General features: G+C 52.7%; 8 protein-coding genes. All 8 read right to left on the reverse strand.

The genetic code is table 11. The features are described from left to right. Positions 1-65: 65 nt before the first annotated feature. Entirely contained in the window at positions 66-1,667 is a 1,602-nt protein-coding gene (gene fliF, locus TH30_RS15715; RefSeq protein WP_258548751.1) for a flagellar basal-body MS-ring/collar protein FliF, read from the reverse strand. A gap of 355 nt (positions 1,668-2,022) precedes the next feature. After that, the gene (locus tag TH30_RS15720; RefSeq protein WP_114099029.1) at positions 2,023-3,768 is read right to left on the reverse strand and encodes a flagellar hook protein FlgE; all 1,746 of its coding nucleotides are present in this window, start codon (positions 3,766-3,768) and stop codon (positions 2,023-2,025) included. Between the two features lie 50 nt (positions 3,769-3,818). After that, positions 3,819-4,583, reverse strand: coding sequence for a flagellar hook assembly protein FlgD (locus TH30_RS15725; RefSeq protein WP_114099030.1), 765 nt, complete (start codon positions 4,581-4,583; stop codon positions 3,819-3,821). Positions 4,584-4,603: 20 nt separating this feature from the next. Further along, positions 4,604-6,223, reverse strand: a complete 1,620-nt coding sequence (locus tag TH30_RS15730) for a flagellar hook-length control protein FliK (protein WP_114099031.1) — start codon at positions 6,221-6,223, stop codon at positions 4,604-4,606. Between the two features lie 267 nt (positions 6,224-6,490). Next, positions 6,491-6,997, reverse strand: coding sequence for a flagellar export chaperone FliS (fliS, locus tag TH30_RS15735; RefSeq protein WP_114099032.1), 507 nt, complete (start codon positions 6,995-6,997; stop codon positions 6,491-6,493). 57 nt (positions 6,998-7,054) lie between these two features. Further along, positions 7,055-8,824: a flagellar filament capping protein FliD gene (fliD, locus tag TH30_RS15740; RefSeq protein ID WP_114099033.1), complete on the reverse strand. Its 1,770-nt coding sequence runs from the start codon at positions 8,822-8,824 to the stop codon at positions 7,055-7,057. A 102-nt stretch (positions 8,825-8,926) separates the two neighbouring features. Further along, positions 8,927-9,286, reverse strand: a complete 360-nt coding sequence (locus TH30_RS15745) for a flagellar protein FlaG (protein WP_181850329.1) — start codon at positions 9,284-9,286, stop codon at positions 8,927-8,929. A 98-nt stretch (positions 9,287-9,384) separates the two neighbouring features. Beyond that, positions 9,385-10,725 carry a flagellin N-terminal helical domain-containing protein gene (locus TH30_RS15750; RefSeq protein WP_114099035.1) on the reverse strand — a complete coding sequence of 447 codons (1,341 nt, stop codon included), beginning with the start codon at positions 10,723-10,725 and terminating at the stop codon, positions 9,385-9,387. Positions 10,726-11,195: the final 470 nt, after the last annotated feature.

Raw genomic sequence — 11,195 nt, forward strand, 5'->3', positions numbered from 1 at the left:
CTGCCTTGTGCGACAAAAGGAAGGCAGCCACAGGGCTGCCAGTGAGCCGACGGCTGATCGGAGCGTTAATTCTCCTGATACAGCCAGTTGCGAATGATCGAGAGAGCTTCTTCCGGATGCTTTTCCACGATCTCGCCGATTTTCTTGACCGAGGATGCCTTAACACGACCTTCAACCTGCGACAGGTTGATCAGTTCCTCGCCGTCATCCATGCCCGGTGCCATCGGGACCGGTGCGGGGCCTTCAAGTGCCGGTGTGCCCTCGGCCGTCATATCATCGGCAAGAAGCTGACGTTGTGCCATATCTGCGGCACTTGGCAGCGTTTCGAAAGCACGGGTCAGAAGCGGGCGAACCACCAACAGGATGACCAGAATTGCGACGATGGCCAGTACCAGCATCTCGGCGATGCGGAAGATTTCGGCCTTATCGAGCCCGAGGAAGGTTTCAATTTCTTCATCCGGGAACAGATCGCCAGCATCGGCAAACTGCATGTTAATCACTTCAACCTGATCACTGCGCTGCGGATCATAGCCGATCGCGCTGCGAACGAGGGCGGCGATCTTTTCCAGATCTTCGGGCGAGCGTTCCTGATACTGGCGTTCACCGTTTTCATCGGTTGTGTAAGTACCGTCGACCAGAACTGCTACCGTTACGCGTGAAATCTCGCCAATTTCCTTGACCTGTGTGGTCGTGGTTTTGGAAATTTCGTAGTTAACCGTTTCTTCGGAACGGCTTTCCTGGCTTTGTGCCCCGGCACCGTTTGGATTGCCGAGATTCGGATCGGGCAGATTGTTTTGCAGGGTAACAGGATCGGTGCCTTCGGTCTCGGAATTGGTCGAGTTTTCTTCAATGGTCTGGCTGGAACGTACGACACGTTCATCAGGATTGAAGCGTTCATCCGCAGTCGTGACCTTGTTGAAGTTCATTTCAACGGCTACTTCAGCGCGGACTTCACCGTAACCAAGCGAACGTGACAGCAAATCTTCGATGGTATTGCGCAGGCGGCTTTCGGTACGAATGCGCATTTCATCGGCCGTCTGGGTCAGGAAGGTCGATGATTGCTGTTCGCCATCCCCTCGGGCCAGCAGGCGACCACGTTCGTCAATGATCGAAACCTTGCCAGGTTGAAGTTGGGGAACAGCGGCAGCAACAAGGTGCTGAATGGCGACAACCTGTTCGGGTTTAAGTTCGCCACCGGCCATTTTGACTGCAATCGAGGCGCTGGCTTCCTGTGTTTCACGCGAAAACATCTGGCGTTTCGGCAGTACAAGGTGAACACGAGCCTGCTGAATGGCTTGAATTGAAGCAATGGTTCGGGCCAGTTCGCCTTCAAGAGCACGAACATGATTGATGTTCTGTTCGAAGCTGGTCGCGCCAAAACCATCGGAATTGTCAAAAACTTCATAACCAACCGAGCCGCCAGCCGGCAGGCCGCTTTCGGCCATGGAAAGACGCATGCGGTTGACCTGATCAGACGGGACCAGAATTTCGGTGCCGCCATTGAGAAGCTGATATTGCACCTGCTGGTCTTCGAGGCGGTTTACGATCTGGCTGGCATCTGCAGGAGAAAGATCACGATACAACAGTTCCATGTTCGGGGCAGAAACACGCAATATCAGGAAGGCAAAGAACACAAGCAGCAACACACCCACGCCGCTGATGGCCATCAGGCGCGTAGGTCCAAGACTCTTGAGTGTCTGTAACAAGCCGCCCACTTTCGACTGCTCCGAAACCAATTTAAACCACTGTCCCCGATGCAGGTCGCTCCGTACGGAATCCGACCAGCATCAACAACGAATAGTTCTCCATGCTGAAGAACAGGTTAACAACCGGCAATTTTTGCCCAGTTGTCTGTTTCAATTTCACTAGCGATTTGAGTCATTTGTATCTTTGTTAACCAAGTTGGCCTGCGTTTAATGTAGTGAGTCAATGCGCCAAAAAGAAGCCCGGCACAAGTGCCGGGCGAGTCCCTGTAAACGCAGAACGTTGCAGGACCGGCTAAAGCCCTGCAACAGAAGTCAATTACCGTTTGATCCGGATCAGCTCGTCGAGCATTTCATCGGTGGTGGTAATCGTTTTGGTGTTCGCCGAGTAGGCACGCTGGGTCACGATCATGTTGGTGAATTCTTCACCTAGATCGACGTTCGAGCCTTCAAGGGCAGATGCCACAACGTTACCCGCACCGTTCAGGCCCGGTTCGCGCAGCAGATAGTCACCCGATTCACGGGTCTGACGATAAACGTTACCAGTGTGGTTTTCCATTTCATCAGGTGCTTCGAACGTTGCGATGGCCAGTTTGTAGACCGGACGCTTTACACCGTTTGCGAACTCGACCTGCAGGAAGCCTTCCTCGGTCAGGGCATAGTTCACCATGGTGCCGGCCTGTGCGCCGTTCTGGTTGATGAAGTGGGTGGTATAGTTAACAAGGTTGCCGTTGGCATCCGCACCGGCCGCAAACTGCGTTATGCCGTTGCCAAGACCGATTGTCCCGAAATCAAGAGTGAAGGAGCTGTCATCTGAGCCATTCGTCCATTCTGCCGAGATATTTGTATTAGCGAGGTTGCCGGTCGTACCAACGGTTACAGCGCCAATGGTTGCAGCAACACCGGTGAAGGTCTGAAGGTTACCTGAACCATCAAAGGTGACGATACCAGCCTGGATCAGGCCATTCGGGTGATCCGTTGCGTCAAGTTCTCCCGTGGTGGTGTTACCTGTCAGCTCAAAGCCCCAGCGGTTCTGACCAAGTTTGACAACCTGCAGGTTGACGGTGTGCGCCGAACCAAGAGAGTCATAAATGGTGACCGGCATGGTATTGTCTTCGGCAACGGTTCCTGTGGCAAGGTTACCAGCGACATAGGTTGGTGCAAGAGTGCCCGGAACACCTGGAACGGTGATACCGGTTGCACTGAAAGGCGTACCTGTCACGTTGGCAAAGGTCACACCCTGATCGGCAAATGCAGCGGTGAGAGTCAATGTATCGTTGGTGCCGGTCGTTGTTGTGGTGGCGTTGATGCCCGTGACCGCACTGATAGCCGAGGCCAGATCTTCAAGGGTGTCACCGGTATTGATTGTGATAGTTGTTGTCGTACCGTTATGGGTAATCGAGAACTGGTCACCGTTGTTGATACCGGCAAGCGTGGTCAGGTCGGTGGTGTCATAGTCAATGCCGGTTGTGGTCGAGGTGGCGGTGCCACCGGTCACAGCGGTTTCATCGGCATTCAGGTTTGCGCCGAACTCAATCGAGGTTGTCGATGCCGCCGCCGTCAGGATCGAGTTGATATCGAGAACCTGAAGGTCGGTCACAGCCGAGCTGTTTGACGTGGTTGTGTTACCGTTTGCGTCAAGAAGGGTACCTTCTCGGTCGGTCGCCCAACCCTGAACATAATATCCCGCAGTGTTGCGCAGGTAACCATCGTCATCGGGCTTGAAGTCACCGGCACGGGTAAAGAACAACTCGTCGTTCGTGCCCGGGTTCGCATTGTCGCGGACGATGAAGAAGCCATCACCGGAAATTGCTGCTGCCGTGGTGGACGAGGTTGCCTGAAGCAAGCCCTGCTTGCTGATCAGCGCCGTCGGATGGAACAGCACACCACCGGGTGTATAGCGGGTGTTAGATGCGGACTCAGTCACCAGGGTCGAGAAGCGACCGATGGTTCCCTTGTAACCGATCGTGTTAAGGTTCGAGATGTTGTCCGAAATGACGCCCAGGTTCTGAGACTGCGCGTTCAGGCCGGAAACACCGGAAATCATTGCACCAAAAAGGCTCATTTTTCTTCTCCTGCACTTACAGGGTGTTGATCAAAATCGGAAGAAAGCCCTCAGGCTGCTTCGTCCTGTACGTCACTTCCGGAATCATTTCCGCCATCGGTGGTATCGGTTCCGCTCGCGCCCAGTTTCACGTTGGTGAGGGTCGAGAACGGTACAGAAACATCGCCAATACGGAGATAAATATCGCGATCATCGATATCGACACTATCGACAGAGCCGATGATGCCAATCGCGACAGAGGCAGGTTTGCCTTTGTCTGTTTTGAAGGTGTCACCATTTGCGGCCATCGGTTTGACAACCAGGGTGTAGGCTCCTTCACCCTGTTCAACACCGCTGTTGTTCTTGCCATCCCAGGTGAAGGACTGGAGACCGGAAACGTCGGTGAGTTCTTCGGAATAGATCGTTTTGCCTTCCTGGTCCTGAATCTGCAGTTGCAGACGCGGAACTTCGGGCGAAACGTTGTATTTGTATTTGAGCTCGCCACCTTCTTCGAGCCAGTTGGTATCACCAACAGCTTCGATTTCTGCACCGACATACGAAAGTGCAGACAGCTGACGCTGCTGGCTTTGCATGGCAATCAGGTCTTCAAGGTTCTTGTTGCTCTGAATGCCCTGTTCAACCTGGGCGAACTGGCTCAGCTGGTCAGTGAATTTGTCACTTTCCATCGGCGACGTCGGGTCCTGGTTCTTGAGCTGGGTGGTCAGAAGCGTCAGGAACGTATCAAAGTTCTGCGCAAGCTGACTGGCCGAACTGCTGGACGCGGCGTTGTTATTTGACCCGGCAAGACCAACGTTGGTCAGGGATGAAATGGCCATGGGATTTTCCCTTTACCTTTCTAAATCCGAATATCGACAAGACCATTGGGATTAATCCCATAGCCAATGCCAACATGTTCGGCGAGTTCGGCTCCGCTCAGGATGTCGCCTTCGTCAGGGCTGCTGCCCTGATCGGCGATTACCCGAGATTGGCTTTGGCCTTCCTGACCTTGCCCACCTTGATCTCTGTGTTCAAAGGTGAAGCTCTGACTGTCTGCATTCAGGCCGGCATCCTTAAGAGCCTGCTGCAATGCACGTGAGTCCTGGCGCAACATGTCCAGTGTCTCACGTGTATCTGCCTGAATGACGCCCTGGATACGGCCATCGTGGCCGATCTCCAATTTTACATCCACGCGCCCGAGATGTTCCGGGCGCAGCTGGACAGAAATCTTGTCAACGCCGTCACTGGCGGCGTTTTTGATGGAAACCGCAACTTGCTGCTGGACCTGTTGTGCAGGGGCATGGCGGGCCGTCTGTGCCGTATGTCCACTGGTGTTGGTCTGGTGCAGGTTGTTGGTGGTATTAAGCTGACCGGTGCCAGCTTGCGGAGTGGCATCGGTTGCGCCAGTTGCCGTTACTGTGCCATTGGCAACCGTACTGGCAGCATTATTTTGCATATTCTGTGCACTTGCTGCTGCGGCCATGGCTTGTTGTGCCGCCTGGGCAGTTTGTGCCGGGTTACCCGTCGCAGTCGTTTGTGTTGTCGTTGCGTTCGATGACTGGCTGTTGGCCGTTGCATTGGTAACGCCCGATGCATCGGTTTTGGCTTTGCCGTCGCCACTCATGGAATCAACAAGGCGTGACAGGAACTTGTCAGCGGATGCGTCATCCCCGGTTGCTGCGTCAGCACCGTTCAAGGCGAGTTTTGCCGAAGATGCGGTTGCAGGCTGAGATAGTGCAGTTGAGCTCATAAGGCCGTCAGTGGTGCCGTCAGCGGCAGCACCATTCGTCGCCATGCCGGGATTAGCCTGACCATTTGCTGCTGCGCCGTCCTGAGCAGCATTCGTGCCCGCGATCGACTGGGATGCCACTGCTTTGGCTTTGGCAAGATCTATGGCTTGCTGGGATCCTGGCAGTGGAACGGTTGCTGCAGGCTGGTTCGGGGTTATGATGCCCGGTGCAGCCTGAGCGTTGGTGGCGTCGCTTGGCTCATCATCGGAAGATGCCGCTTTTTGCTGGCCTAAAGATTCGGCTTCGTCATCCGGGGCGGTCGCTACCTCTTCTGCGGAATTTTCGCTGTCGACATGCTGTGTGTCGTTGTCCGACGAGGCTGTGTCGCGGCTGCTATTTTCAACATCGCGCTTGTCTTCAGGCTTCGGATCATCAGTCTCTAAATGATCCTCGTGGTTGTTGCGATCCGCGCGGAGCGGTTCATCATCGTGGCGATCATCATTGCGTGCAGAGCTCTGCGTGTCGGTATCGTCAGTATTACGATTTGAACGCATTTCCGCGCGATGATCGTCCCAAGTGCTCTGGGCAGATTTTGCCGCGTCAATCTTGGTCTGATTTTTACGCTCAGACCAGTTTTCTGTAATTGAGGCCATGACGTCACCAAACCCGGAACCCGCGCTTTCACTGGCGGTTGAGCCCGGAATGGAGACAGTCGGCATAATGCTGTTTGTAATCGCAGAGCTGTTCATGACCTTGGTCCTTTTGGAAACAGTGTCAGAACAATTGCAAGTGCCGGGCCAGTTTTGCGCGTTAATAATTTATACAGGATTTCAGCGCGTTAGGATGTGACGTGCCATTGCTTGAAGCTTCTGGCGATATGTCACGCCTATGGAACCGGGCAAAAATGATCCTGTGGTTGCAAAGGAAAGCGCGATTGTTCCAAGCAAAAAGGCTCCCGCGTTTAAGCAGGAGCCTTTGAACAGGAGGGGTGTTTTGGCGAATGCGCCCGACAGGGGTTAGGCTGAAATGGACAGTCCGGTTTTTGCCGGTGCAGGAGCATTTTCAGCCTCAGAAGTTGTCGTCTGGCTTGCCTCGGCAACAGGAGCAGGGCGGTCTTGCTGGGCAATCATGATTGCCTGACGCAATTCACCTTCGCTGCGTTCGGCCAGCTCGGCCCAGGAATCACGCAGCGGGGTCAGTACCCGGGCAACGTCATCGGCGGCCTTCGGATCATTTTTCCGATCAACATCCATCAAACGGATCAGGCAATGCGCATAGATGCGCTCAAGATTGGCAGCAATTTCGCCACCCTGTTCCATATCCAGCGTATTTGAAAGATGGGCGATCAATTCCTGTGCGCTGCAATTGGCGTTGCAGCGCCCCTGGATATCGTTTCGCTCGATCGCGTTTTTCGCCTCTTGCAAGCGCGACAGGGTCTTTTCAAACAGCATGAACACCATCTTGGCTGGTGAGGCTGTATTTACCTGTTGGTGCTTGTATGTTTGGGCGGCGTGTTCATTCATGCGACACTCCTTGGTATGCGATACGTCTACTTAGTGTGCATGTATGGCATGGAAAAGTTAACTACTATCTTTACCTGCAGCCATCAATTCGTCGAGAGAACTCTGGATATTCTTCATACGTGCAAGGGCCGATTCCATCGCAATGAACTGATCCATCAGGACTTCTCTCTGCCGTGACAGTCGATCATCAATGCGTTCGACTTTTTCGTCATAAGACGTGTTTTGTGTCTCAAGATCGGAAATTGCCTGGGTAAGTGTACCGTTTTCTTCATCAAGAATTGAGTCGAGTTCAAAATAGAACTGCGCCCCGATACCAACAGAAGTTGTAACAGAGGCCGTGTCGTTGGCAGTCGCATCGCCACCGTAAAACAGACGCAGGCCATCGGCAGTACGGATACTGTTGCCCGATACAACGGCGTTTTTGCCCGTCGTCGTCACACCATCGACGGTGATGTCATAGGTCACGCTGGTAATCGAGCCAGCCGATGCATTGATAGTGAAATCATAAGTCGCAGCATTTGTACTGCTGTTGAAGCCGGTCACGGTCACATCAGAGTTATCCGATTTGCCGCGGAACAGGAACAGTTCCATGACTTCGTCAGGTTCGTTCAGAAGTGCAGCATTGAGTGCTGCTTCATCAATCTGGATTGTCTTTTTGACAAGTGGATCTTCGTTAGAGCCATATGCGACGAAGTCCAGACCAATTTCTGCCAGAACCGAATAATCGTCCTCACCTGCGCGGTCGGTTACGCCATTGGCGAATGAGCCGGCGATCTGCTGCAGGGCCGATTCAATGCTTTTAACCGACGTATTACCCAGAAGGATGGCATCTTCGGACGCTTCACCGGTGGTCGGATCGACAAAGGTTTTTTCGTTGATAAAGGTCTGAACCGCGTTATAGGCATCGACGAAATCCAGGATTGCCGTTTTCGCCTGATTCAGGTCCTGCTCAATCTCGATGGTGATTTCGGTTCCAGGTTCGGAATCATAGAGGCTGATGGTCAGGCCATCGATCAGATCGGAAAACTCGTTCGACCCGCGGGTGACAGAAATACCATCAAGCATGATGTTGGCATCATTGCCGTCATCAATCACGTTGGTCGCGTTGATTGTTGTCGCATCGGTCAGAACACCAAGGCTTTGAAGGACAGAGCCGGTATCGTCACTGAACGACATACGGTTATCCACACCCTCTTCGGTCGAGGTGAAGATGATCGTGCTTTCGGTATCAGATACCTTGACCACAGAAGCCTGTACGCCGGTACTATCCTTGACGTTATTGATCTTGTCGCGAATGTCCTGAAGCGTATCGCCAGCAGAAACCGTAATGGTCGAGTTTCCGGCGCCTCCAGTGATGGTAAAGCTGCCGGTGCCAGTGACGCCGGTGATATCTGCGCTTGCCGCAACGGCCTGGGTATCGCTTGAAAGCTTGTGTTTGCTTGCAACGTCGACGATCTCGAACTTGTAGCTGCCGGTCGCGGCAGCATTGGTTGCCGTAACACCCATAAGGGTACCGGCTTCGCTTCCGTTCGAGGAGGCGAAAATCTGTTTGGCCTCGAAGATGTTCTTCGAGTTATCGAAGCTGGTCGCACCGTAAAGGTTCGCCATCGAATCTTTAAGCGTACCGACAAGTGTCTGCAGCTCCTTGAGAGCCGCGATCTTCTCGTCGTTTGCTTCGATACGTTTTTGGAGATTGTCCGCAGGAATGCGACGAGCAGCAATCATCTTGTCGACGGTGTCGACGAAATCGATGTTTGACGAGCCGCCAGACAACTGGACGCGACCGTTGTCGCCAACATAGATGTTATTTAAATTCAAGCTGCTCATTGGTTTAGCTCCTTGGGCCCGCTCGGTCGATTTTACCTAGTTTCGGACTATAACATTCTACGAAATAGCAAAATTCGTGCCTAAGCCTGCCCGATCGTCCCGTTAAATTTCTTCGTCCACAAAGCTGCCCAGATATTCGCGCATCTGGGAAAACAGCTGCTGCAACTCTTTAGACGGAATTTCGCGAAGAACATCGCCGCTCACACGGTCGGTGACTTTGGCTATGACCCGACCTGTGTCCTGATTGAAGTTCAGTTCGACACGTGCAGAACCGTTTGCCACATCGGGTAGATCAAGGTTTGCAAGAGCATCCTGAAGCTTCTGCGAAACCGCAGACGGCTTGCTGGCGGCAGCGACCGCAGTGCTTGCTGCGCTGTTTGCCGCAGTATTTTCAATCTTCGGGGTCGGGGTAGCATAGCTGCCCGTAGAACCTGGTGAACTGTAATTGTTTACGACTTCCATTTTTCCAAACTCCCAAGCCGTCTTCCTGCAATTGCAGGACATCATGTTGAATTAAAGAGGCAATCCAACATGGACATGCCCAAGGTTAATTGAATTGCTTACTGCAACAGACGCAGCAAATTCTGCGGCATCTGGTTTGCCTGTGCAAGCATCGCAACGCCTGATTGGACGAGGATCTGCTTGGAGGTGAACGCTGTCATTTCGGCAGCAACATCAAGATCAAGCAGGGTAGAACGCGCTGATTCAGTGTTTTCCTGTGTGGTTGCAAGGTTCTGACCAGCAAAATCCAGACGGTTCTGCGAGGTGCCCACGGCAGCACGTGCACGCTGCAAGTCGTCAATTGCACGGGTAACGACTTCAACAGCAGATTGTGCTGATGCTGCGGTGCTGATGGCATTGGCACCAAGATCCTGAAGTGAAGTCTGCGTACCCAGTGCGCCGGCACCGAGTGTATCAGAATCAACTGCATTCAGGGTGATTGAAAGGCGGTCGTTTGCGGTGTTGCCGCCCCCAACCTGAAATTCGATGGAACTCTGCAACTCCTGTCCATTGTCCGCAGCCATCGTAACGGTGTTCGCCGTCGAGTTGTTGGTTGCGCCGCCATTGAACTGGGTATCGGTACCGAAGTCGGATGCACCAGTCGCATCAGCGTTGATTGAGTCAACAGAAGCAGTGAAGTTGCTGTTGATCGAAAATGACAGGCCGAGCTCGTCGAAGCTCAGTGTATCCTTGTCACCTGCGCTCATTACTTTGGTTCCGCCAGTGATATAGTCACTGACATCAATCGACTGGGTCCGGTTATCACCATCAACTGTGGCAGCAACGGTCATGATTACCTGCCCGCCAGCAGCATAGTTGATATCAACGGTAAAGCTGTTATCGGTAATGTCTGTATTGGTATCGGTTGCCCAGTAGTTGTTGTCGGTGATGGCAATGGCATCAAAACCGTTAACCGCCGAGAGTGCCGCACCTGTGCCGCCTGCATCGAGATCGGCGAAGTCCAAAGCAACATCACCGCCGTCCCCCAACAGCTGAATGCCGTTGAAGTTCGTTGAGGATGCTATGCGGTCTATCTCTTCGCGTAGCTGGACAAATTCGTCATTGAGGAAGCCGCGTTCAGTATCAGAAAGGTTGCCCGAGGAGGCCTGAACAGAAAGCGTTTTCATACGGACAAGAATATTGTCGATGGTTGCCATGCCGCCGTCAGCAATTTGCAACATCGAATTGGCTTGTCCAACGTTAACAGAAGCGGTTTTCAGAGCTTCGGTCGTTGCATTCAGTCGGGCACCGATTGCCATAGAGGCTGCGTCATCGCGCGCGGAAACAACACGCGTACCAGACGACAGCTTTGACAGAGAGCGTGTTGCCATCGTGTCAGAGGCCGAAAGGTTACGGTGTGCTACGTTCGCAGCATAGTTCGAAATAATATTAAGAGCCATGACGCATCTCCTACTTGGATAGCTCTGAACAACTTCTTGCTGTTCGAAATCCGGCACATCGCCAGAAGTGTTTTGATTACCCTATATGGGAACAAAAACGATATTACAGGTAAGATGAAATATACTTTTAGGTTAGTCCTGAGTCCAGAGAAAAAAACAGGTGGTAAATGTCAATATAAAACAAAAGGTTAACAGAGTCGGAAATTGTGATTGATGGAATTTTCCCTGTATTCTCAAGCGAATCCAAGTGTATGCCGTATGATTTTCTCAATGGCTTCCATATTGAAAATCCATTGGTATAGGTCGTTGATGAGGGGGGCTGCTGGGGATGACTCGTCTCATAGCATTGATATGGAAGCTTCGTGGAGAAGGTGCACCAAATGTGTGTGGCGGAGCTGCATATGATTGAGCGTGCGCAAAAACTGGTGAGTAAAAAACAAAAAAAGGCAGCCCGAAGGCTGCCTTTTGAA

The sequence above is a fragment of the Thalassospira profundimaris genome (assembly GCF_003326795.1).
In the GTDB taxonomy this organism is placed as follows: domain Bacteria; phylum Pseudomonadota; class Alphaproteobacteria; order Rhodospirillales; family Thalassospiraceae; genus Thalassospira; species Thalassospira profundimaris_C.